We start from the raw sequence: 22,997 nt of genomic DNA on the forward strand, positions 1-22,997 counted from the left end.
GTGTCTCCAGTCCGGGTTCTCAGTAAACGCGCTTCTTCGGCGGCACCACTTCGACCTCATCGGTCAAGGTGTACATGTGCACCGGACGGAAATCGAAGCTGGTCTTGCCCGCCTCGTCCACTTTCACCAGCGTGTGCTTCATCCACTCGGCGTCGTTGCGATCCGGGAAATCCTCGCGCGCATGACCGCCGCGGCTCTCCTCGCGCTGCTGGGCCGAGTGCATGGTGGCGACGGCCTGATCCAGCAGGTTGGCCAGCTCCAGCGTTTCGATCAGGTCGGAGTTCCACACCATCGAGCGATCGCTGACGTGAACATCCTTGAACGAATCGCGCACGGCCGAGATCTTCTCCGAACCTTCCTTCAGCGTGGTGCCGGTACGGAACACCGCCGCGTCGCTCTGCATGATGCGCTGCATTTCCAGGCGGAGCTGTGCGGTCGGCTTGCTGCCCTTGGCGTTGCGCAAGCCGTCGAAGCGAGCCAGCGCCTTGTCGAGGATATTCGCCGGCAGATCCTTGTGCGCCGTCTCCGGCTTGATCAGTTCGGCGCAGCGATGCGAGACCGCGCGGCCGAACACCACCAGATCGAGCAGCGAGTTGGAACCGAGGCGGTTCGCACCGTGCACCGATACGCAAGCCGCTTCGCCGATGGCGAACAGGCCCGGCACGATCGCATCGACGTCGTCGCCCTTCTTCTGCACGACTTCGCCGTGATAATTGGTGGGGATGCCGCCCATGTTGTAGTGCACCGTCGGGATGACCGGGATCGGCTCCTTGGTCACATCCACACCGGCGAAGATGCGCGCCGATTCGGCGATACCCGGCAGGCGTTCGTGGATCACGTCTGCGCCCAGGTGCATCAGGTTGATGTGGATGTGGTCCTTGTGCTCGCCGACGCCGCGGCCTTCGCGGATTTCCATCGTCATCGCGCGGCTGACCACGTCGCGCGAGGCCAGATCCTTCGCGTTCGGTGCGTAGCGCTCCATGAAGCGTTCGCCGTTCGAGTTGGTCAGGTAGCCACCTTCGCCACGCACGCCTTCGGTAATCAGGCAGCCCGCGCCGTAAATGCCGGTCGGGTGAAACTGCACGAACTCCATGTCCTGCAGTGCCAGGCCAGCGCGCAGCACCATGCCGCCACCGTCGCCGGTGCAGGTATGCGCCGAGGTCGCGCTGAAATAGGCACGGCCGTAGCCGCCCGTCGCCAGCACCACCGCGTGACCGCGGAAGAAATGCAGAGTGCCCTCGTTCATGTCGAGCGCGAGCACACCGCGGCAGACGCCATCGGCATCAAAGATCAGGTCGATCGCGAAGTATTCGATAAAGAACGTGGCGTCATGTGCCAGCGCCTGCTGATACAGCGTATGCAGGATCGCGTGACCGGTACGGTCGGCCGCGGCGCAGGTACGCTGCGCGGTGCCTTTGCCGTAATGCGTGGTCATGCCACCGAACGGGCGCTGGTAGATCTTGCCCTCCTCGGTACGCGAGAACGGCACACCGTAGTGCTCCAGCTCGATGATCGAGGGAATGGCCTCGCGACACATGTATTCGATCGCGTCCTGGTCGCCGAGCCAGTCGGAACCCTTGACGGTGTCGTAGAAGTGGAAGCGCCAGTCGTCCTCACCCATGTTGCCGAGCGCGGCGGAGATACCGCCCTGCGCCGCCACGGTATGCGAGCGGGTCGGGAACACCTTGGTGATGCACGCGGCCTTGAGGCCCTTCTCGGCCAGGCCGAAGGTGGCGCGCAGGCCCGCGCCACCGGCGCCGACCACGATCACGTCGTACTTATGCTGTTGGATCTTGTAGCTTTCCATCGAACTCACGCTCCCAGCGTCACGCGCAATACGGCCAGCACGCTCGCCAGCGCGCCCAGCACCGCGAGAAACTTGATCAATGCCATCGACACCACTTCTTTCCAGCGGGTGTGGACGTAATCCTCGATGACCACCTGCAGGCCGAGCACGGCATGCCAGAACACCGTGATCGAGAAGGCGATCAGCAGAAGGGCATTCCACGGCTTGGCCACGGTGGCCTTGGCGGTGGCGTAATCGGCATGCAGCAGCCCCAGCACGGTGATCACGAACCACAGGCCAAGAACGGCCAGGGCAGCCGCCGTCAGGCGCTGGGTCCACCAGTGGCCGACACCCGACTGGGCCGAACCTAGGCCGAGGGCGCGCTTGAGGGGGTTGCGCAGATGCTTCGCGTTCGCGCTCATGCCGCACCTCCCGCCGTCAGCACGTAGGCCCAGACGATTACGGTCAACACGATGCTGCCGACCACCGACAGCCAGCTCGAACGCACGAACTGCGGAATGGCGTAGCCAGCCCCGGCGTCCTGCACCAGGTGACGGATACCGTTGCACAGGTGATAAAAGAGCGCCCAGCTCCAGCCGAACAGCAGCAGCAGTCCGATCGGGCTGCCGACACAGGTCTTGAACTGGTTGAAGCTGGCCTCGCCACCCGCGAGGGAAAGCAGGCCCCACAGCACCAGCAAGGTGCCGACCGCGAGGGCGATGCCGGTGGCGCGATGCAGGATGGAGGTCACCATCTGCACTTGCCACTTATATATCTGTAGATGCGGAGAGAGCGGTCGTCGGGTGTCTGCCATGGCGGCTATCCTGTGTGGAATCGCTGATGCCCGAGCCGTCCCCTGTCACCACCCTGCCGACGCATGCGCCGACGCGACGGATCAGAAGTCGATACAGCGCCCATTCTTCTCCCAGTCGCCGTAGCGCGTGGGATCGGGAGCCGATCGCTCCGCCGGAACCTTATCGGCTGCCTTGTCGGCAGGCACGATGGCATGCTCCGCCGGAACGGAGACAGGCTTGGATTCGGTTTGGGAGGACGTGTCGGACATGGTTTTAGTAAGCCGCCGAAGGTTAATACTTGCGTTAAGACGGCACAACCTTGACGACTGCCGCATCGTTTGACCCAAGCCACCCTAGCGCTCGACTTGCAGACTGCCCCAACCGCCCCCATCCCGCGCCCCATGCCCCGACATTACACCGCCGAAACACTCTCGCTCGAAGGCCCGGACGCTATCGCGTTCGCGCAAGCCCAATTCAGCAGCCAGGTCACCGCACTCAGCGATGGGCAGTGGCAATTCAGTGCCTGGCTAGATGCACAGGGACGCGTGCGCGCTCTGTTTCATCTGGCGCGACTGGCAGAAGATCGATTGCTGCTGCTACTGCGCGGCGGTGATGCCGCATCCATGGCGGATGCACTGCGTCGTTTTGTATTTCGTTCGAAAGTGATCGTGCAAGCGTTGCCATCCCGCACACTTGGAACCGGTGATGCGATGACGACGCACACCGTGAACGAGACACCTGTGCTGATGTTCGGCTGCGATACGCACAGCCTCGTAATCGGCGCGCATGAAGATGATGCATGGCGCTTGTCGCACATTCGCGCGGGCTGGCCGTGGCTGCCCGATTCAGCATTGAATGCATTGTTGCCACCTGCCCTGTCGCTGGAACGCTTGCAAGGCGTTGCCTTCGACAAAGGCTGCTATCCCGGCCAGGAAATCGTGGCGCGATTGCATTATCGCGGCGGTCATAAGCGGCATATGCATTGCGTCGTATTGTCGCAACCGGTGAGCGCTGGCAGTGTGCTGCGCGATGGCGCGCAAGAAATCGCACATGTTCTCGATGCGATTGCTGTCGATGCACATAGCGAAGCACTCGCCATCATCAGCGATGCGATTGAGGAGCAAGCAAATCGTGATGTTTTGCGCATCGCAAACGACAACATCGAGGTGCGACTGCAACAACGATGGCCCGCTTAATGAACAATCGTTCATACAAACTCACGACACGTTCACGCGATCGTGAGCGTCAAGTGAACTTCGATCACCCGGCACTTGCCAGAAGCGAAACCCGCCACTAGGCTCCGCCGATCAAATTAAGTGGCACCCCTTGCCCGTGGGTGCCGCAGTACGCGACGAACCGGAGGGGTCCGGATCGGCGCGACCCGGCAGAGACGCCGGAGGAACAACCGCCAAAGATGCGGAACAGCGTTGCAGGCCATTGGATCGATAACGATCCGAGCCACGCCTAAGCAGCAGTAACGAACGGCATCGGATCAGCCGTTCGAACGCCACAATCCCGTGGCAAACCGTCTCGGCCACAAGTTTCGGCCGCGTCGTGTTCAATCCAGATGGAACGGCCTGCCCGCCCGTCCATCGCAACGGCGCATCTGGTTCAGCAGTAACGACCCGGCGCGTACAGCACGTTGGAGGCAGACAATGAAACTTTCCATGCTGTTGTGGCTTGCGTCCGTGCTGCCCCAACCTGTTGCCGACCAGACCTGCCTGGCGACGACGGTGTATCTCGAGGCCCGCAGCGAGTCGACCATCGGCCAATTCGCCGTGGCCGAAGTCGCCCTTCGCCGCCGCGATCGCGGCACCTGGGGCAAGAACGTGTGCGAAGTTGTCAAGGCACCGCGCCAGTTCGCCACCACCACGACGGCAAGCAACTTCGAGATCACCGATCTCACGGCCTGGACCAAGGCGTGGAAGATCGCCGGCGACTCCATCGTCAACTGGAGCCTGCCGACGAACGAGCGCATGGTCTATGTACCTCGCGCCGATCACTTCGCCACCACATCGGTTTCGCCGACCTGGAGCACCAGTCGCGTCGTACGCACCATCGGTGAACACGCGTTCTACGCAGTCAACTGATCGTCCATCATAAGCAAAAGAAAAGGCCCTCTCTCGAGGGCCTTTTTTATTACATCGAATAGACGTCTAGACGTCCATTCGATCAGCGTCGGTAGACGCGATTATTACGAACCTCGACGTAGTCGCCACGACGCACCTGCGGATCATCGGCCTGAGTGACCGTCGCAATGCGACCATCATCCAGGCGAACGCTGATCTGGTATGCCGTATCCGGCCCGCTGTTGCGCTTGCCCACCTCGTTACCGACGGCACCACCGGCCACGGCACCCACTACAGTTGCTGCCGTACGGCCGTTACCCTTACCCACGGTATTGCCGAGCAAGCCACCGGCCACAGCGCCGATGACCATACCCAGCGGCGAAGCGCTCTTGTCGACATTGATCACCTGCACATCGTTGACCACGCCGCACTGCCCGCAGCGGCTGGAACCGTAGCCACCGTTGTCGTAACCGCCACCGTAGCCACCTCCATAGTTGCGCGGCGGCGGCGTGGCGCAGGCCGACAGCAGCGCGAAACATGCGGCCAGAGCGACGATGGCCAGACGTTTGTTAAGCAATGTCTTCATGGCGTGATCCTCCAATCAAGTCAATACGCGTGGGTCAATGCGCGTCGGAAACAGCCACTACACCTTCCTGCACCTGCACGCGGTCGCCCGGATCGTGATCCATGCGGATCGTGCGGGTCACACCGTTGTATTCGTATGCCACGTCATAGGCAACGACCTTGTCACCACCCTTGCCCTGCACCGTCGTGCAACGGCGCTGGGTGCTGGAGACCATATTGTTCTCCTGGCGGTTCTTCTGGATTTCGTGACCGGCATAACCGCCGCCAACCGCGCCAGCCACCGTGGCCAGCGTGCGTCCCTTGCCACCACCGATCTGATTGCCCAGCAGGCCACCGGCTACGGCGCCAATGGCGGTACCGGCAATCTGATGCTCATCCTTCACCGGCGCGCGGTGCGTCACCACTTCATCGTGGCATTCCTGGCGCGGCGCGCTGGCCGTGTCCCGCACGGGCGTCACACTGACCACGCGGGCGAACTTGGCACCGGCCGGCGCCGACTGCGAAGCCATCCCGCCCACGCCACCGTCGGCGTTCGCGTCACGGTTACAGGCCGTCAGGCCGACCGCAAGCACGGCGCCGAGACCCAGATTCAGCGCGGAAATGACTAACCTGCTCATAATGCTCTCCTGTATGGATCACTGGCGCACCCCGCACCATTTAAGGCGATCCGTAGTGAATTCATTGAACCCTCGATCAACTGAATGCTGGCTTAGATCGAGCCGATTTATCCTATCGCTTTGATTCCCTTCATCCTGTGATCGAGCTAACCGATAGCCACGCCCATCTCGACGACGCCGGATTTGACGGCGACCGTGCCGCCGTACTGCAACGAGCCCATCAGGCGGGCGTGCGGAATATCGTTGTTCCGGCCATTCACCAAGCCTCCTGGCCGGCTATCGATGCGCTATGCCAGGCCCACCCGGAGGCACATCCGGCCTACGGCCTGCATCCGATCTATCTGGAACAGCACCAGCCAGGGCATCTGGACGATCTGGTCCGCTGGCTGAATGAACATCGCGCCGTTGCGGTCGGCGAGATCGGCCTGGACTTCTTTCTTGAGGACCTGGATCCCGAGCGCCAGCGCAGCTACTTCCAGCGCCAGCTCCATATCGCACGCGACTTCGACCTGCCCGTCGTGGTGCACACCCGCAAGGCGATGGATGAAGTGACCTCGACCCTGCGCCGCATCGGCGGCCTGCGCGGCGTCGTGCACAGTTTTTCTGGCAGCGAGCAGCAGGCCGAGCAACTGTGGCAGCTCGGTTTCTGCATTGGCATCGGCGGCCCAGTCACGTATGAGCGAGCCCAGCGGCTGCGCCGCATCGTCGCGAACATGCCCATCGACCACTTGCTGCTGGAAACCGACGCACCAGACCAGCCCGGCGCCGCGCACCGCGGCCAACGCAATGAGCCTGCGCGGCTGACTGAGGTACTCGCCACCGTGGCGCAACTGCGCGGCGCCAGCGAGCAAGACATTGCGGCCGCTACCACAGTCAACGCCCGAAAACTCTTTCGATTCGACTAAGCACTTGCCGCAGCAATAAATCGACTGCTACCGTAATAGTTCACTGGCGAACTATTTCTTGGTGAAATGACTCGACTGCAAGAAGCCATCTCCCATCTGGACGCAGGTATCGCGCGCGCCAGCGAAACCGTGCCCGGACTCCCGGTGCGCGAGGTCGTGTTGCTCCGCCTGCTGTTGATGACGGGCTCTTCGGTGCTTGAGGAAATCGAGCGCAACCTCAAGCCCTACGGTATGGGCGACAGCGATTTCCGCACGCTGATGATGATCTACAGCGCCCCCAATGGCCGCGCCTCACCCAGCGAACTGTGCGACGCCGCGCAACAGGGCGCCACCAACATGACCCGGATCGCCAACGTGCTGGTCAAGCTCGGTTTCGTCACACGCGCATCCAGCGTCGAAGATCGCCGGCGCGTCGAGCTGAGCATTACACCTGCCGGCAAGCGCTTCGCACGCAAAATTCTCCCCATGATGTTCCCGCGCGTGCATGGCGCCTTCGCCAGCCTCAGCGCCGCCGAGAAAAAGACGCTGGACCACCTGCTGCGCCGGGTGGCCGCCAATATCGATCACCTCACTGCCTCGGACGCTCGTCCATGACCGCCCTTCCCCCGCAACGCCGTTCCTTTGGACGTCGTGCAGCCATCGTTGCGGCCATGGCCGTGGCGCTCGCCGGCTGCGCGATTCCCGCGAAACTGCAGCACCCCACCCTGCGTGACGACGTACCACTGGCCGGCCTCGAAGCTCCCGCCCGTGCCGGCTGGCCCGAGGCCGAATGGTGGCGCCAGTACAACGATCCGCAGCTCGATGACTTGATTGCCCGTGCCATGAAGGGATCGCCCGATCTGGCGCAAGCCATGTCGCGTGTGGCCACGGCGCAGCAATCGATACGCATCGCCGCGGCACAGGCAGGACTCAGCGTCAACGGCAGTGCGCAGGTCAATCGCCAACGCATGAGTGAGCACGGCCTGATTCCGACCCGCTTCCTGGGTTTCACCTGGTACAACCAGGCCGACCTCGGTATCCAGGTGGATTACGACTTCGATTGGTGGGGCAAGAAGCGCTCGGCCATCGAGTCAGCGATCGACCAGGCACATGCCGCCGAAGCGCAACGCAGTGCGGCTGCACTGACAATCCAGAACGCAGTGGCCGACACTTACTTCGGCTGGTTGGCCGATCAGGCCCGCATTGACGTGGCGCGCCAGCAGGTAGAGACGCAGGATCAGTTCACGCGCGTCACCGATCTGCGCGTGCGGCAAGGCGTCGACCTGCCGGACGATGCACAAAAGGCACGGGCTCAGCAGGCCGCCGCACGCGAAATGCTGGTCGCACTGGAAAGCTCGGCGAAGATCCGCCAGGCCGCGCTTGCCAGCCTGCTCGGCATCGCCCCCGCCGACATGCCCGCGTTGCAGCCACGCCCCTTGCCTGCTGTCGATGGCGGTCTGCCAACCAACGTTGGTGTCGATCTGATCGCGCGCCGTCCGGACATCGCCGCCAGTCGCTGGCAGGTTGAAGCCGCGCTGAAACAGACCGATCTGGCGCGCGCGCAGTTCTTCCCTGACGTCAGCATCTCGGCCATGGCGGGGCTTTCGAGCATTGATCTGGACAAACTGTTCAATGCCTCAAGCCGTGTTTTCGCACTGACCCCGGCCCTGCATTTGCCGATCTTCAACAGCGGCCTGCTGCAAGCGAACTTCCGTGCCAGCAAGGCGCAACTGGATGCGGCAGTAGCCCAGTACAACAGCACCGTGCTTTCCGCCGCGCGCGATGTATCCGTGCAAAGCCTGACAGCCCAGCAGCTGGCAGCACGCAGCAAGGAGCAGGCGGTGCAGGTCGCGGCCAACGAGCGCCTGCTGACCAACGCTCAGGCCCGCGCACGACAAGGGGTACGCGATATCCGCGAAAGCCTCGGTGCCAAAGGCCAGCTGCTGCAGCAGCGCGATGACGCACTCACGCTACAAGCGCAAGCGCTTTCTACCGATCTCTCACTGATCAAAGCGCTGGGCGGCGGTTATCGCATGTCTGATGGCAGCGCATCGACCCGCAGCGACGCACCCGCTTCTTCCACTTCTTCGCCATCTTCTTCCGGAGCCGCCGATCATGAGCGCCACTGAACCCGCCACGCGCAAGGACGATAACGATAGCGGCACAGCCGCCAAGGATCCGGGCAAGCGCCGTCGCGCTCTGCTGATCGTCTTGCTGATTTTCGTCGCGCTGGGACTGGGTTGGTTCCTGCTGTGGCTGTTCGTATTCTCTACGCGCGAGAGCACTGACAACGCCTATGTGGGCGGCAACCAGGTTGCCATTTCCGCGCAGGTACCGGGCACCGTCGTCGCCATCCTTGCGGATGACACGCAGCGTGTCGAAGCCGGCCAAGTGCTGGTGAAACTGGATAGCACCGACGCCGATGTGCGCCTGCGCCAAGCGAGCAGCGCGCTCGCACAGGCCGTGCGCCAGGTACGCCAGCAGACCGATTCAGCAACCGGCGCCGACGCCGCCGTCGCCGCCCGCCGTATCGACCTGAAGAAAGCCCAGGCCGATCTCAAGCGCCGCCTGCCGCTAATCGCCGAACAAGCCGAAGCGCCAGAAACCGTGCAGCACCTGCGCGATGGCGTGGAGCAGGCTCAAGCCGCCCTGGATGCCGCGGTGGCGCAGGCTAATGCCGCCCATGCTTCCATTGAAGGTACGGAAGTCGCGCAGAATCCGGCGGTGGAACAGGCGCGTGCCAATTTCCGCGCGGCCTGGGTCGCCGCCCAGCGCAACGCGATTTTTGCGCCGGTCGCGGGCTACGTCGCACAACGCAGCGTGCAGCTTGGCAACAGTGTGCAGCCCGGCCAACAGTTGATGACCGTGGTGCCGCTGCACGATTTGTGGATCGATGCCAACTTCAAGGAGAGCCAGCTGCGCCACATCCGCATCGGCCAGCCGGCAAAGATCGTCGCAGACGTCTACGGCAGCGGTGTGGAGTACCACGGCAAAGTGATCGGCCTGGGCGCCGGCACCGGCAGCGTGTTCTCACTGCTACCGGCGCAGAACGCCACCGGCAACTGGATCAAGGTCGTGCAACGCGTACCCGTGCGCATCGCCATCGACAACAAAGATCTGGATCAGCATCCGCTGCGTATCGGCCTGTCCACCGAAACCACAGTGAACATCACTGACGACAAGGGCCCCGTACTGGCACAGGCGGCACAGCAGCCGACCGCCGAGACCAATGTGTACGAGCAGATGGCGAGCAAGGCGGACGCGGAAGCCGACAAGATCATCCGCGACAACCTGAGCTCTCGCGACGCCCACTGAGCCCGAGTCGACCATGGCCGCCACGCCCAACGACACCGTACCTCTCAAGCCGCTGCAAGGCGGCGCCCTGGTTCTGCTGACCATCGCGGTCGCATTCAGCACCTTCATGGAGGTGCTGGACATGACCATCGTGAACGTCGCGGTGCCTCATATCGCGGGCAGCCTCGGCGTCAGCTCCAGTGAAGGCACCTGGACCATCAGCTCCTACGCCTTGGCCAGCGCGATCATGCAGCCGCTTACCGGCTGGCTCGCGCGACGCTTCGGCGAGGTGAAAACCTTCGTCGCCTCGGTGGGGCTTTTCGTCGTGTTCTCGATGCTGTGCGGCCTGGCCAACAGCATGCCGATGCTGGTGATCTGCCGACTGCTGCAGGGCGCGGGCTCCGGCCCGATGGTGGCGCTGTCGCTGACCCTGTTGTTGTCCAGCTACCCCAAAACCAAACAGGGCATCGCGCTTGCACTATGGGCGATGACCGTGGTGGTAGCGCCGATCTTCGGCCCCATCCTTGGCGGTTGGCTTACCGACAATTTCTCCTGGCCGTGGATTTTCTATATCAATGTGCCGGTCGGCGCGCTGGCAGGTGTCATCACCTGGACTCTGTTACATAAGCGCGAGACCAAGATCTATCAGACGCCGATCGACATCGTCGGCCTCGTCTTGCTGGTGGTCGGTGTGGGCGCGCTGCAGTTCATGCTGGACAACGGCAACGATAACGACTGGTTCTCCTCGCCGATGATCACAGTGCTGGGCATCACCGCCCTGGTGTGCATCACGTTCCTGATCGTGTGGGAATTGCACGCCAAGCATCCGGTGGTGGATCTATCGCTGTTCAAGCGACGCAACTTCACTGTGGGTGTCACCGCACTATCGCTGGGCATGATGGCTTTCTTCGGCATCAACGTCGTGTTTCCGCTGTGGTTGCAAACCACGTTGGGTTACACCGCGACCTGGGCCGGTCTGGCGACAGCGCCCGTTGGCATCCTGGCCTTTCTGATGGCGCCGGTAATCGGCGCGAACATCAATCGGATGGACCTGCGCGCCGTCGTGACGGTGGCGTTCCTGATCTTCGCCGGCACCTCGTTCTGGTTTGCCAGTTTCGACAGCTCCGCCTCGTTCGCTACGCTGGTGCTGCCCCGCTTCATCATGGGCGCGGGTATTGCCTGCTTCTTCATTCCACTGAACCAGGTGTACCTGTCGGGCCTGCCGGGTGAGGAAATCGCCAGCGCCTCCGGACTCGCCAATTTCTGCCGCACGATGGGATCAAGCGTTTCCACTGCCGTGACGGTGACTCTGTGGCAGCACCGGGGCGAGTTTCACCATGCGGTGCTGACCGAAAGCGTGACGCCGGATCACCCGGCGGCCACCCAGTTTTTGCAGGGTTTGAATCATGTCGGCCTGACCGGCACCAAAGGTCTGACCCTGGTCGACCAGCTACTGACCCGCGAAGCACTGACCCTGGCCGTGAACGACGTGTTCTGGCTTTGTGCGGTGCTGTTCCTGGCGATGATCCCCTTGCTGTGGTTCGCCAAGCCGCCCTTCGGCAGTGCCGGCGGTGCGGTAGGCCATTGATAAAAAAGATCGATTCAAATTTTTGCTGCACTTTCCGGTGCAGCAAAAAAGTGTCCTTTGCGACTGGTGCGGCGCAATACGATCTGGTAGTTTCCGCCGCATGGCACAAACGATCCGCACCATCAAGAAGTATCCGAACCGTCGGCTCTACGACACGGAAATCTCCAGCTACATCACGCTGGAAGAGGTCCGTCAGCTCGTACTCGACGGCGAAACCTTCGAGGTCCGCGACGCCAAGAGCGGCGAGGATCTGACCCGCTCCGTGCTGCTGCAGATCATCTCCGAGCACGAGGAGAAGGGGCAGCCGATGCTCTCGCCGCAGCTGTTGAGCCAGATCATCCGGTTCTACGGCGACTCGCTGCAGGGCTTCATGGGCCCCTATCTGGAGCGCAGCCTGCAGGTCTTCCTGGACCAGCAACAGCAGTTCCGCACCCAGCTCAACAGCCTGCTGGGCCAGACACCCTGGTCGATGCTGAACGAGCTGACCGAGCGCAACATGGAAGCGTGGAAGTCCATGCAGCGCGGACTGGTCGATGCCGCCACCCAGGCCAACCCGGCTAACCCAGCCAACCGCGGCACCAAGAAGTAAGGCAGCGTCCCTGCTCCCGGCCGGCGGCCTTCGATCGCCGGCCTTTTCCTTGGACTACCCGTTGCAGCACAACACGTGCTGCCGTGCGGCATGATTGAGCCTGTAGCTATGAAGAAGCGCGTCGCGATCGTTACCGGCGGCATCGGTGGCCTCGGCACCGAAATCTGCCGGCAGCTGGCCCTCGCCGGCCGCCAGGTGATCGCGTCCGACCTGCCCGCGCGGGCCGACCGGCTAGACGCCTTCCGTACAGAACTGGCCGATCTTGGCGATGCCATCCGCTTCGAGCCCGCGGACGTGAGCGACTACAACAGTTGCGCGGATCTCATCACACGCGTCGAGGCCGAGCACGGCAGTGTCGATATCCTGGTCAACGCCGCCGGCATTACCCGCGACACCAGTCTGCGCAAGATGAGTCCGCAACAGTGGCATGAGCTGATGCGGGTCAATCTGGATGGCGTGTTCAATATGTGCCGCAACGTGGTCGAGGGTATGAGCGCACGCAGCTTCGGCCGCATCGTCAATCTCAGCTCGGTGAACGGACAGACCGGCCAGTTTGGCCAGACCAACTACTCCGCCGCCAAAGCCGGCGTGCACGGTTTCGGCATGGCCTTGGCGCGTGAAACGGCGCGCAAGGGCATTACCGTCAATACGGTTTCGCCCGGTTATTGCGATACCGCGCTGGTGGCCGCCGTGCCGGAAGACATCCGCAGCCAGATCATCGCGGACATCCCGGTTGGCCGCCTCGGCTCGCCGGCCGATATTGCGCGCGCCGTACGCTTTCTGAGTTCGGACGACGCCGGCTATATCACCGGCGCCAACCTGCCGGTGAACGGCGGGTATTTCATGAGCTTCTGAGGCACCGCCGCGCACGCCGCCAGCGGCAAGCATCGCGGGAACCACGGGAAGTCGCTACGCTTGGCGGATAACGCAGCAGCCGACTTTTCCATCCACCGGTCGCCCAGCGGCCGACGTTCCCGCGGAGCCTTATGGCGCAGCAATCGATCACCCTCATCGGCGGCGGCCTGGTCGGCGCCCTGCTCGCCCAGCAGCTGGCCCGGAGAGGATTTGCCGTCGATGTCTACGAAAAACGCCCCGATCCACGCCGTGCAGGCTTCATAGGCGGCCGCTCGATCAATCTCGCCCTGGCCGAACGCGGCCTGCAGGCACTGCGTACCGCCGGACTCGCCGCGGATGTGCTGCAACGCGCCGTGATGATGCGCGGACGCATGGTGCACACGCGCGACGGCCGTTCTGGTTTGCAGCGTTATGGCGTGGACGACAGCGAGGTGATCTGGTCGGTGTCGCGCGCCGCCTTGAATATGCTGCTGCTGGATGCCGCCGAAACGTCCGGTGTGCGCTTTCATTTCGGCCAGTCACTGGTGGCAGCGGATTTCGACGCACGCCGCATCCGGCTCGCGGACGAGCAAGGCAAGGAGCGCAGCATCGACGCGGGTGTGCTGATCGGCGCCGACGGTGCTGGGTCGGCGCTGCGGGCAGCGATGCACGCTTACGCACCACTGGGTGAACGGATCGAACCGCTCGGGCATGCTTACAAAGAGCTGGAAATCCCCCCGGCCGGCACGCTGCCAGCCAGCCTGCTCGGCGAGAGTGGCGGCCACGACCAATTCGCGCTGGAACCGCATGCACTGCATATCTGGCCGCGCGGCGGCTATATGTGCATCGCGCTGCCAAACACCGAAGGCAGCTTCACAGTAACGCTGTTCCTGCCCGGCCAGGGGCCGCACCCCAGCTTCGCCACGTTGCCGGATACGGCGGCGGCGCAAGCGTTCTTCCGTGAAGACTTCCCCGATCTGCTGCCGTTGATTCCCGATTTTGCGCAGGACTACGACAGCCACCCGGTCGGCACGCTATCCACCCTTTACCTGGATCGCTGGCACCTGGATGGCCGCGCGTTGCTGATCGGCGATGCCGCGCACGCTATCGTGCCGTTCCACGGCCAAGGTATGAATTGCGGTTTCGAGGACACGGTGGTGCTGGCCGCCTTGCTGGCTGAATCGCCGGAAGACACCGCCGAGGTGTTCGCCGAGTTCCAGCGCATCCGCCAACCCAATGCCAACGCGATCGCGGCAATGGCGCTGGAGAACTACATCGAAATGCGCGATTCGGTGGCCGACCCGCATTACCTCGCCAAGCGCGAACTCGGCGCCCTGCTGGCGGAACAGGCGCCGGGCCACTTCATGGCGCGCTATCGCATGGTCACCTTCACCCATCTACCGTACGCCTACGCGTTCGAGCGCGGACGCGCGCAGGATCAGCTTCTGCAGCAGTTGCTGCGCGGCTCGACCGATGCCGGAAGCGTCGATCTCGATGCCGCGGTAACCGCCCTCAAAGCCACCCTGCCCCCGCTGCCCAGCCTGCGGCATGGATGAAAACCTGCTCGCCGCCTACCGCGCCGCGGCGTATCGCGTGCGCCTGCGGCAAGGCGGCTGGGCGACGATCCGGATCGATGCACCGCTGCCGACTGCATTGGTCGCTGTGGCTGGAGAGCGCCCCTGGGGCTTTATCACGGCATGGAATCCCCATTCGCAGGTGCGCAGCAGCGGATGGAACCGCAAGGTCCAGCACCGATTGCTGATCACCCTGCGCGACCTCCCTTCGACACAAAGGGTGTGCGCTGGCGTAGGAACCGGCATGGGCTGGAAAGAGCCCAGCCTCTTCGTGATCGGACCGGATACCGCAAGTCTGGACACAGTAGCCAGGAACTTCGAACAAAACGCCTACGTGCACGGCTATCGCGACGGCATCGCCCTGCTGCGGCTGCTATAGACGCTACGGCGGCGCTGCGCCGCATAGACAAGCCCGGCGGCCTTTGCGGACAATCGCACGGATGACTGCTCCGTCCGCCCAGTCCCCGCTCCTTCTGGAAGCGCGGGCCTTGTCCTTTTATCGCCAGGACGAACCTGTGTTCGGCCCGCTGGACTTTCGCCTGCACGAGGGTGAAGTGGTGCTGGTGGAGGGCGACAACGGCAGCGGCAAGACCACCCTGCTGCGCGTCCTGGCCGGTTTGCTGCATATCGACGAAGGCGAGCTGCTGTGGCGCGGTGCGCGCTGGCAGCGCGACGAGCACCTCGGAGACACCTTGTTCCTGGGACACCACCTTGGCCTGAAGGGCGATCTCAGTGCCCGCGAGAACCTGGCGATAGCCAGCGGCCTCTACGGGGTTCGCGATGGCGCCAGCGCAAACCAGGTGCTGGGCGACGTCGGCCTGCCCGGCTACGAAGACGAACCGGTGCGCCGCCTCTCGGCTGGCCAGAAGAAGCGCGCCGCTCTGGCTCGCCTGCTGCTGCTGCCCGCCACGCTGTGGCTGCTGGACGAGCCCTACGCCAACCTCGACCGCACCGGTATCGAACTGGTCAATCGCCTGCTTGAACAACACGCGGCGCGCGGTGGTGCCGCGCTGGTCACCAGCCATGGCGCGGTGAGTTTCCTGAGCGGCGAGCCAAGACGCATCCGGATGCACGCATGAACCAGGCGCCGCTCGCCCCCGCCTGCGCCGCGCTGCTGCGACGCGATCTCACGCTGGCCTGGCGCCGCCGCGGCGATATCGCCATGCCGGTGCTGTATGCGCTGATCGTCGCCACGCTGTTCCCGTTCGCGCTCGGACCCGAAGATGCGTTGCTGCAACGGATCGCCAGCGGTGTTGTGCTGGTCACCGTGCTGCTGGCCATGCTGCTGGCGCTGGACGCCATGTTCCGCAGCGATATCGAGGACGGCTCGCTGGAGCAGCTCGTGCTGGCCCCCCAGCCGCTGGCGCTGATGTTGGGTATGAAGATCCTCGCGCACTGGCTGACCACCGCACTGCCCCTGATCGTGATCGCGCCCCTGCTCGCCGGCATGCTGCATCTACCGGCAGCCGTGATGCCGGTGCTGCTGCTCGCCTTGTTATTGGCCACGCCGCTGCTCAGCTTGCTCGGCGCCATCCTGGTGGCGCTGACGGCCGGTACCCGGCGCTCTGGTATGCTGCTGGCCTTGATGTTGCTGCCGCTTTGCGTACCGGTGGTCATCTTCGCCGCTGGCGCGGTGGCGGCAGCTCAACAGGGGTTGCCCTGGCTTGCACCCATTGCCTGGCTGGGCGCAGCCCTGGCCCTGGCTCTGGTGCTGGCGCCGATGGCCTGCGCCGCCGCTCTCCGCATTGCCCTGGATGCCTGACACTCGATATGGCGAACTGGATCCCGCTCTGGTTGCACAAGCTCGGCTCGCCGCCGATCTTTTACCGCTTCGCCGGCACACTGCGGCCCTGGGCGATGGCGCTTGCGCTGCTGCTCGGCGCGGCGGCGCTATATGGCGGCCTGGTGCTCGCCCCGGCCGACTATCAGCAAGGTGATGCCTACCGGATCATCTTCATCCATGTGCCCAGCGCGTGGATGAGCCTGTTCGTCTATGGCGTGATGGCCATTGCCTCGTTCATCGCCCTGGTGTGGCGCATCAAGCTGGCTGAGGTGGTGGCAATGGAATCGGCGCCGATCGGCGCGGCCTTCACCTTCATTACCTTGGTCACTGGCTCGCTGTGGGGCAAGCCGATGTGGGGCACATGGTGGACCTGGGATGCGCGCCTGACTTCGGAGCTCGTGCTGCTGTTCCTGTACCTAGGCGTGATCGGCCTGTATCACTCCTTCGAGGATCGCCGCCAAGGTGCGCGCGCCGCCGCCTTCCTTGCCATCATCGGCATCATCAATGTGCCGATCGTGCATTTCTCAGTGAACTGGTGGAACACGCTGCACCAGGGTTCCACGGTGCGCATCCTTGGCCCCTCCAAGATGAGCGGCGACATGCTGTGGCCGCTGCTGACGATGATGGCAGCCACCAAGTTCTATTACATCGCCAGCCTGTTCGGCCGTGTGCGCACCGATCTGCTGGCGATGGAAAGTGGCAAGGACTGGGTGCGCCAAATTGCTGAAGAGGAAGCGAAGCGATGAGTGCATTCCTCGCCATGGGCGGCTACGGCGCGTATGTATGGCCTGCCTATGCCGTGTTCTTCGTCGTGCTGATCGCCGACTACCTCGCCCCCGGCCTGCGCCGCCGCCGCAACCTGCGCGAACTTCGTACCCGCCTCGCGCGCCAGAGCGCGCGGCAACAGCGCAGCCCTGCGCCGTAAGCAACCGCTGCTGAGTGACTTCATGAATCCAACCCGCAAACGCCGGCTCACCATCGTCCTTCTGGTCATCGCCGCCGCGACCGTGGCGATCGGCCTCACCGTGTTCGCCTTGCAGCAGAACATGAATTACCTGTTCACCCCGAGCCAGGTGCAATCGGGCGAGGCCACCAGTTACAAAACCTTCCGTCTCGGCGGCATGGTCAAGGCGGGTTCGATCCAGCGCAGTGGCGATTCGCTCAAGGTCACCTTCACGGTGATCGATGCCACCGGCGCGATGCCTGTGGAGTACACCGGCATCCTTCCGGATCTGTTCCGCGACAACCAGTCGGTGATCGCCACAGGTCACATGGACAACGCGCGCTTCATCGCCACCGAAGTTCTCGCCAAGCACGACGAGACCTATATGCCGAAGGAGCTGAAGGATGCGATGGCCAAAGCACACGAAGGCAAAAAGGTCGATGAGGCCGCCATGCAGGACAAACCGCGATGACACCTGAGCTAGGCCAACTCGCTCTCATCCTGGCCCTGCTGCTGGCACTAGCACAGGGCATCCTTCCGCTGATCGGCGCATGGCGCGGCAACCACGCCTTGATGGCGGTGGCGCGCCCGGCGGCAGCAGGCCAAGCGGTGTTCGTGGCGCTGGCTTTTGGCGTGCTGAGCTGGGCCTTCCTGCATTTTGATTTCTCGGTGCGCTACGTCGCCGACAACTCCAACCTCGCCTTGCCTTGGTACTACCGGCTCGCTGCGGTGTGGGGCGCACACGAAGGTTCGCTGCTGCTATGGATCTTCATCCTCAACGTCTGGACGGTGGCGCTGGCAGCATTGAGTCGCAATCTGCCCGAGGTATTCATCTCGCGCGTGCTGGGCGTGCTTGGCCTGGTTGCCGTGGGCTTTCTCGCCTTCATTCTGTTTACCTCGAATCCATTCGAACGCCTGCTGCCGATGCCACCTGACGGTGGCGATCTGAATCCGGTATTGCAGGATCCGGGCATGACCTTCCATCCGCCCGTGTTGTACATGGGCTACGTAGGCTTCTCGGTGGCTTTTGCGTTCTCCATTGCCGCGTTGCTCGGCGGTGAGCTGGAGCAGGCCTGGGTGCGCTGGGCGCGACCATGGACCAATGTGGCCTGGGGCTTTCTCTCTGCCGGTATCGTTGCCGGCAGCTGGTGGGCTTATGCGGAACTGGGTTGGGGCGGCTGGTGGTTCTGGGACCCGGTGGAGAACGCCAGCTTCATGCCATGGCTGGTCGGCGCCGCGCTGATCCATGCACAAGCGGTGACAGAGAAGCGCGGCTCGCTGCGCGCATGGACCATCCTGCTGTCGATTTTTGCGTTCTCGCTGTCACTGCTGGGAACCTTCCTGGTGCGCTCTGGCGTGCTGACTTCGGTGCACGCTTTCGCGTCTGACCCGAAGCGCGGCCTGTTTATCCTGTGCTTCCTTGCCGTGGTCGTCGGCGGTTCGCTGCTGCTGTATGCATTGCGCGCGCCCAAGGTGGCCGGCGGCAAGCCCTTCCGGGCGATCTCGCGCGAAACCGCGATTCTGATCGGCAATCTGATGCTCACCGTGGCGGCGGCGATGGTGCTGCTGGGTACCTTGTTCCCGCTAATCGGTGATGCCCTGAACCTCGGCAAGATTTCGGTGGGACCGCCCTACTTTGGTTTTCTGTTCACGCTGTTGATGCTGCCGGTGGTGCTGTTATTGCCGTTCGGCCCCTATCTGCGCTGGGGCAACAAAGGCGAAGCAACACTGCTGAAACAAGTGTTGTGGCGCGCCGGCCTGGCCGCAGTGGCTTGCGCCATCGCTGCCGCCTTCGTGACCGGTTGGCAGATGAAAGCCATTGCAGGCACAGCTGCCGCTGTCTGGTGCGGCGTCGGCACCTTGCTCTATGTAGTCAAGCGTTGGCGTGAGATGCCGGCCGGCCGCCGCTATCCGGCAGAGATGGCCGGCATGCTGCTAGCGCACTTTGGCGTCGGCGTATTCCTTGCCGGTGTGCTGCTGACCGAGTCGTTGAGCGTGGAGCGCGACGTGCGCATGGCGCCCGGCCAGACCCAGAGCATCGGCGGCTACGATTTCCGCTTCGACGGTGTGCATGTCACCGAAGGTCCGAACTGGCACGGTGACCAGGGCGTGGTCACGGTATCGCGCAACGGCCGCGAGATCGCCGTGATGCATCCGCAAAAGCGCACCTATACACGCGGGCAGGTGCAGACCGAGTCGGCTATCGATCCCGGCGTAACACGCGATTTGTACGTTGCGCTGGGTGAGCCGATGGACCGCAAGGATCCCGAAGGCGCCTGGGCGCTGCGCCTGTATCACAAGCCGTTCGTGCGCTGGATCTGGGCGGGCGGCCTGCTGATGATGCTAGGCGGTTTCTTCAGTGCAGCCGATCGCCGCTTCCGCACACGACGCGTCGCTGCTACCGAACCCGTAGCCGCGGCGGTGGTCCAGGAGTCTCGTGCATGAGCCGCCTGATTCCGTTCTTTGGGTTTCTGTTGCTGGTGGCGCTGTTCGGTTTTGGCATCTGGTGGAATACGCAGCACGATCAGCGCGAAGTTCCCTCTCCGCTGATCAACAAGCCTGCGCCGGCGTATGTGCTGCCAAAACTGGACGACCCGGCACAAACCGTCAGCCGAGCCTCGATGCTCGGCAAACCCTACTTGATCAATGTCTTCGCCAGCTGGTGCATTGCCTGTGGTGAGGAACATCCGGTGCTGATGAGCGAAGCTCAGCGCATCGGCGTGCCATTGGTCGGCTACAACTACAAGGACGAGCCGGATGATGCGAAGGCATGGCTGGCGCGCCACGGCAATCCTTACAGCCTGATCATCGCCGACCGCGAAGGCCGCACCGCTATCGATTTCGGCGTGTATGGCGCGCCTGAGAGCTTCCTGGTCGATGCTAAGGGGGTGATCCGCTACAAGCGCATCGGACCTCTCACGCCTGAAGTCATCGAGAAGGAACTGAAGCCAGCCATTGCCGCGCTCGCGAAGGAGACGCCGTGATGAGGCATCTTCCTGTGGGCAACCGCCCTGTAGAACGCCGCTTCCGGCATCGTGCACAGAGCGCGCTTCTGCTGTTGTTCTTCTGCGGCGCACTGTTTGCGCAGGCCATTGATCCGCTGCCGTTCAAGAATCACGCCGAGGAAGTCCGTTTTCAGGCGCTCACCCGTCAGTTGCGCTGCATGGTGTGCCAGAACGAGAACCTTGCCGACTCTAACGCTGACCTCGCACGCGACCTGCGTCACGAGGTATTCCAGCTGATGCAAACCGGCAAGAGCGACGATGAGATCAAGCAGTATCTGGTCGACCGTTACTCCAAATTCGTGCTGTACGACCCGCCGGTGGAACGAAGCACCTTGCTGCTGTGGTTCGGCCCGCTGCTGATCCTGCTGGCTGGTGCCGGTGTGGTGGTAGTGACCGTGCGCAAACGGACCCGCAACAACCAGGCGCCGGCGGCGGCGAACAGCGGCGCGAATGACGAAGGGGACGACTGGTGAAGCTAGCTTTCTACATTGCCGCCGCGGCGATGATTGCCGTGGCGCTGGCTTTGCTATTGCTGCCGTTGATTCGGCAAGGACGGCGCATGGGGCGGCCACGCGGCATCTTCGCGCTGGCGCTGACCGTGGCGTTTGTGTTGCCGCTGGGTGCGGTGGGTCTCTATCTGCTAGTGGGCACGCCGGTCGCACTGAATGGCGTCGTCGCGCAGACCGAACAGCCCGTCAATATCGACCAGGCTGTCACCGAGTTGCGCAAGCACCTCGAACAGAAACCGGATGACGTACAGGGTTGGCTGTTGCTCGCGCAAACCTATAGCGCCATGCGCAAGCCCGGCGAAGCCCGCGACGCCTACGACCAGGTGCTGCGCCTCGATGCCAGCAGCACCGTCGCGATGATCGGCTGGGCCGAGACCGATTCGATAGTGCGCCCGGATCATCGCATCGATGGTCGCGCGCTGGAGCTGCTCGAACGCGCAGTGAAACAGGAGCCGGACAGTCAGCGCGGCCTGTGGCTGCTCGGCATCAGTGATTTCCAGCACGACCGTTATGCGGAAGCCGCCGCCACCTGGCGCAAGCTGCAACCACTGCTCGAACCCGGCTCTACCGTTGCCCAGGCCGTCGCGGAGCAAATCGCGGTGGCAGATGCACGCGCAGGCGGCAAGCCGGCGCCGACATCCACCGTTGAAGGTCCCGCACTGCAGGTGCAGGTTGTGCTATCGCCAGCTCTGAAGGACAAGCTCACCAGCGGCGACACTCTTTTCGTTTACGCGCGCGCCGAGCAGGGCCCGCCCATGCCACTGGCCGTAGCCAAGCTCGATGCAACTGCGCTGCCCGCCACCGTTACGCTAACGGATGCGATGGGCATGACACCACAGCTCAAGCTTTCCTCCGTGCCGCGGGTGTTTGTGGGCGCCCGCATCAGCAGGAGCGGGCAAGCCATGCCGCAGCCGGGCGATCTGGAAGGTGACGCCGGCGTGGTCGATGTCGGCACACGAACGCCAGTCAAGATCAGCATCGACAAGGTTCATTGAATGACTCACGACGCGCGCCGCTACTTCGATCTGCCCTCCCCCTTCCCCATGAAGCGAGGCGGCGAATTACACGGCGCCCGCGTTGCCTATGAAACCTGGGGCGAGCTGAGCAAGGCCCGCGACAACGCGGTGCTGATCCTTACCGGCCTTTCGCCGAGCGCGCATGCGGCGTCTAACGACATCGATCCCTCCCAGGGCTGGTGGGAGGCCATGATCGGGCCAGGCAAAGCCATCGATACCTCGCGCTGGTTCGTTATCTGCGTGAACTCGCTGGGAAGCGACAAAGGCTCCACCTGCCCCGCATCGATTGATCCGGCGACTGGTCAACCCTATCGGCTGAGCTTTCCCGAGCTTGCCCTGGAAGATGTGGCCAACGCCGCGCACGCCGCGATCAGCGGTCTGGGCATCGAACAACTCGCCTGCCTGATCGGCTGCTCGATGGGCGGCATGAGCGCACTGGCCTACATGCTGCTTCACCCCGGCAGCGTACGCGCGCATATCAGTGTGGATACTGCGCCGCAGGCGCAGCCTTTCGCCATTGCCATCCGCTCGCTGCAGCGCGAAGCGATCCGCCTGGATCCGCATTGGAACAATGGCCAGTACGACGACCAGCGCTACCCCGATACCGGCATGAGCATTGCGCGCAAGCTCGGCGTCATCACTTATCGCTCAGCCATGGAGTGGAACGGCCGCTTCGCGCGCATTCGTCTTGAAGCCGAACAGCGTGACGACAATCCGTTCGGTTTCGAATTTGAAGTGGAGTCGTACCTGCAGGGACACGCGCAACGCTTCGTGCGCACCTTCGACCCAAACAGCTACCTCTACCTCTCGCGCGCCAGCGACTGGTTCGACATCGCCGAATACGGCGAGGGCAGCATCCCGGAAGGACTCAAGCGCATCCAGATCGAGCGCGCTATGGTGATTGGCGTGAGTACCGACATCCTGTTCCCGCTGGAGCAGCAGGAACAGATCGCGGAAGGACTCAAGGCAGCCGGCGCCGCGGTCGAGTTCGTCGCGCTGGACTCCCCACAGGGCCATGACGCCTTCCTGGTCGATATCGAGAACTACAGCCGTGCGATCGGTGGCTTCCTCACCCGACTCTGAACGCCCTTCCTACCCATGGGCCCGGCCGCTGCTAAGATGTTGCG

Annotated in this window: 27 protein-coding genes; 21 read left to right on the plus strand and 6 right to left on the minus strand. The window is 63.4% G+C overall.

Going from position 1 to position 22,997, the window contains the following annotated elements:
• Window positions 1-19 precede the first annotated feature (19 nt).
• The 4 genes from sdhA to ISS97_RS18800 all read right to left on the minus strand — a co-directional run bounded on the left by sdhA (window position 20) and on the right by ISS97_RS18800 (window position 2,849).
• Window positions 20-1,807, minus strand: coding sequence for a succinate dehydrogenase flavoprotein subunit (gene sdhA / locus ISS97_RS18785; RefSeq protein ID WP_379984647.1), 1,788 nt, complete (start codon window positions 1,805-1,807; stop codon window positions 20-22).
• Between the two features lie 5 nt (window positions 1,808-1,812).
• Window positions 1,813-2,208, minus strand: a complete 396-nt coding sequence (gene sdhD, locus ISS97_RS18790) for a succinate dehydrogenase, hydrophobic membrane anchor protein (RefSeq protein ID WP_379984646.1) — start codon at window positions 2,206-2,208, stop codon at window positions 1,813-1,815.
• Window positions 2,205-2,600: a succinate dehydrogenase, cytochrome b556 subunit gene (gene sdhC / locus ISS97_RS18795; RefSeq protein ID WP_379984645.1), complete on the minus strand. Its 396-nt coding sequence runs from the start codon at window positions 2,598-2,600 to the stop codon at window positions 2,205-2,207. Before sdhC ends, sdhD begins: the two co-directional genes overlap by 4 nt.
• A gap of 81 nt (window positions 2,601-2,681) precedes the next feature.
• Entirely contained in the window at window positions 2,682-2,849 is a 168-nt protein-coding gene (locus ISS97_RS18800) for a DUF1674 domain-containing protein (RefSeq protein WP_379984644.1), read from the minus strand.
• A gap of 69 nt (window positions 2,850-2,918) precedes the next feature.
• Here ISS97_RS18800 and ygfZ point away from each other — a divergent pair, with 69 nt between their 5' ends.
• Both ygfZ and ISS97_RS18810 read left to right on the plus strand, forming a co-directional pair.
• Complete coding sequence (ygfZ, locus tag ISS97_RS18805; RefSeq protein ID WP_379984643.1) at window positions 2,919-3,776, plus strand: CAF17-like 4Fe-4S cluster assembly/insertion protein YgfZ; 858 nt, start codon at window positions 2,919-2,921, stop codon at window positions 3,774-3,776.
• Between the two features lie 459 nt (window positions 3,777-4,235).
• Window positions 4,236-4,670 carry a cell wall hydrolase gene (locus tag ISS97_RS18810; protein WP_379984642.1) on the plus strand — a complete coding sequence of 145 codons (435 nt, stop codon included), beginning with the start codon at window positions 4,236-4,238 and terminating at the stop codon, window positions 4,668-4,670.
• Window positions 4,671-4,752: 82 nt separating this feature from the next.
• Here ISS97_RS18810 and ISS97_RS18815 read toward each other — a convergent pair whose 3' ends face one another.
• Complete coding sequence (locus tag ISS97_RS18815; RefSeq protein WP_379984641.1) at window positions 4,753-5,235, minus strand: outer membrane lipoprotein; 483 nt, start codon at window positions 5,233-5,235, stop codon at window positions 4,753-4,755.
• A gap of 34 nt (window positions 5,236-5,269) precedes the next feature.
• Window positions 5,270-5,851: a glycine zipper 2TM domain-containing protein gene (locus ISS97_RS18820; RefSeq protein ID WP_449757863.1), complete on the minus strand. Its 582-nt coding sequence runs from the start codon at window positions 5,849-5,851 to the stop codon at window positions 5,270-5,272.
• 137 nt (window positions 5,852-5,988) lie between these two features.
• Here ISS97_RS18820 and ISS97_RS18825 point away from each other — a divergent pair, with 137 nt between their 5' ends.
• The 19 genes from ISS97_RS18825 to metX all read left to right on the plus strand — a co-directional run bounded on the left by ISS97_RS18825 (window position 5,989) and on the right by metX (window position 22,953).
• Complete coding sequence (locus ISS97_RS18825) at window positions 5,989-6,756, plus strand: TatD family hydrolase (protein WP_379984640.1); 768 nt, start codon at window positions 5,989-5,991, stop codon at window positions 6,754-6,756.
• Between the two features lie 66 nt (window positions 6,757-6,822).
• On the plus strand, window positions 6,823-7,350 hold the full coding sequence (locus ISS97_RS18830) for a MarR family winged helix-turn-helix transcriptional regulator (RefSeq protein ID WP_379984639.1): 528 nt from the start codon (window positions 6,823-6,825) through the stop codon (window positions 7,348-7,350).
• On the plus strand, window positions 7,347-8,864 hold the full coding sequence (locus ISS97_RS18835) for an efflux transporter outer membrane subunit (RefSeq protein ID WP_379984638.1): 1,518 nt from the start codon (window positions 7,347-7,349) through the stop codon (window positions 8,862-8,864). Before ISS97_RS18830 ends, ISS97_RS18835 begins: the two co-directional genes overlap by 4 nt.
• Window positions 8,851-10,050: an HlyD family secretion protein gene (locus tag ISS97_RS18840; protein ID WP_379984637.1), complete on the plus strand. Its 1,200-nt coding sequence runs from the start codon at window positions 8,851-8,853 to the stop codon at window positions 10,048-10,050. Before ISS97_RS18835 ends, ISS97_RS18840 begins: the two co-directional genes overlap by 14 nt.
• A gap of 13 nt (window positions 10,051-10,063) precedes the next feature.
• Window positions 10,064-11,617: a DHA2 family efflux MFS transporter permease subunit gene (locus ISS97_RS18845; protein ID WP_379984636.1), complete on the plus strand. Its 1,554-nt coding sequence runs from the start codon at window positions 10,064-10,066 to the stop codon at window positions 11,615-11,617.
• Between the two features lie 100 nt (window positions 11,618-11,717).
• Window positions 11,718-12,206, plus strand: a complete 489-nt coding sequence (phaR, locus tag ISS97_RS18850; protein ID WP_379984635.1) for a polyhydroxyalkanoate synthesis repressor PhaR — start codon at window positions 11,718-11,720, stop codon at window positions 12,204-12,206.
• A 108-nt stretch (window positions 12,207-12,314) separates the two neighbouring features.
• Window positions 12,315-13,061 (plus strand): acetoacetyl-CoA reductase, encoded by a 747-nt coding sequence (gene phbB / locus ISS97_RS18855; protein ID WP_379984634.1) that lies wholly within the window; start codon window positions 12,315-12,317, stop codon window positions 13,059-13,061.
• A gap of 131 nt (window positions 13,062-13,192) precedes the next feature.
• On the plus strand, window positions 13,193-14,596 hold the full coding sequence (locus tag ISS97_RS18860) for an FAD-dependent oxidoreductase (RefSeq protein ID WP_379984633.1): 1,404 nt from the start codon (window positions 13,193-13,195) through the stop codon (window positions 14,594-14,596).
• Window positions 14,589-14,993 (plus strand): DUF3293 domain-containing protein, encoded by a 405-nt coding sequence (locus ISS97_RS18865; RefSeq protein ID WP_379984632.1) that lies wholly within the window; start codon window positions 14,589-14,591, stop codon window positions 14,991-14,993. The genes ISS97_RS18860 and ISS97_RS18865 overlap by 8 nt, the downstream gene beginning before the upstream one ends.
• Before the next feature lie 61 nt (window positions 14,994-15,054).
• Window positions 15,055-15,693, plus strand: coding sequence for a cytochrome c biogenesis heme-transporting ATPase CcmA (gene ccmA / locus ISS97_RS18870; protein WP_379984631.1), 639 nt, complete (start codon window positions 15,055-15,057; stop codon window positions 15,691-15,693).
• A complete protein-coding gene (gene ccmB / locus ISS97_RS18875; RefSeq protein WP_379984630.1) occupies window positions 15,690-16,376 on the plus strand; it encodes a heme exporter protein CcmB in 687 nt (228 codons plus the stop codon). Before ccmA ends, ccmB begins: the two co-directional genes overlap by 4 nt.
• Before the next feature lie 8 nt (window positions 16,377-16,384).
• Window positions 16,385-17,143 carry a heme ABC transporter permease gene (locus ISS97_RS18880; RefSeq protein WP_379984629.1) on the plus strand — a complete coding sequence of 253 codons (759 nt, stop codon included), beginning with the start codon at window positions 16,385-16,387 and terminating at the stop codon, window positions 17,141-17,143.
• Window positions 17,140-17,322, plus strand: a complete 183-nt coding sequence (gene ccmD / locus ISS97_RS18885) for a heme exporter protein CcmD (protein WP_379984628.1) — start codon at window positions 17,140-17,142, stop codon at window positions 17,320-17,322. The genes ISS97_RS18880 and ccmD overlap by 4 nt, the downstream gene beginning before the upstream one ends.
• A 22-nt stretch (window positions 17,323-17,344) precedes the next feature.
• The gene (gene ccmE / locus ISS97_RS18890; protein ID WP_379984627.1) at window positions 17,345-17,812 is read left to right on the plus strand and encodes a cytochrome c maturation protein CcmE; all 468 of its coding nucleotides are present in this window, start codon (window positions 17,345-17,347) and stop codon (window positions 17,810-17,812) included.
• The gene (locus ISS97_RS18895; protein ID WP_379984626.1) at window positions 17,809-19,785 is read left to right on the plus strand and encodes a heme lyase CcmF/NrfE family subunit; all 1,977 of its coding nucleotides are present in this window, start codon (window positions 17,809-17,811) and stop codon (window positions 19,783-19,785) included. Before ccmE ends, ISS97_RS18895 begins: the two co-directional genes overlap by 4 nt.
• On the plus strand, window positions 19,782-20,324 hold the full coding sequence (locus ISS97_RS18900) for a DsbE family thiol:disulfide interchange protein (protein WP_379984624.1): 543 nt from the start codon (window positions 19,782-19,784) through the stop codon (window positions 20,322-20,324). The genes ISS97_RS18895 and ISS97_RS18900 overlap by 4 nt, the downstream gene beginning before the upstream one ends.
• Window positions 20,324-20,818 (plus strand): cytochrome c-type biogenesis protein, encoded by a 495-nt coding sequence (locus tag ISS97_RS18905; RefSeq protein WP_379984623.1) that lies wholly within the window; start codon window positions 20,324-20,326, stop codon window positions 20,816-20,818. The genes ISS97_RS18900 and ISS97_RS18905 overlap by 1 nt, the downstream gene beginning before the upstream one ends.
• A complete protein-coding gene (locus ISS97_RS18910; RefSeq protein ID WP_379984622.1) occupies window positions 20,815-21,849 on the plus strand; it encodes a tetratricopeptide repeat protein in 1,035 nt (344 codons plus the stop codon). Before ISS97_RS18905 ends, ISS97_RS18910 begins: the two co-directional genes overlap by 4 nt.
• Window positions 21,850-22,953, plus strand: coding sequence for a homoserine O-acetyltransferase MetX (metX, locus tag ISS97_RS18915; protein WP_379984621.1), 1,104 nt, complete (start codon window positions 21,850-21,852; stop codon window positions 22,951-22,953). It abuts the gene before it with no gap.
• The last annotated feature ends 44 nt before the right edge of the window (window positions 22,954-22,997 follow it).

Source organism: Dyella koreensis (assembly GCF_044904565.1).
Lineage (GTDB): Bacteria > Pseudomonadota > Gammaproteobacteria > Xanthomonadales > Rhodanobacteraceae > Dyella_D > Dyella_D koreensis.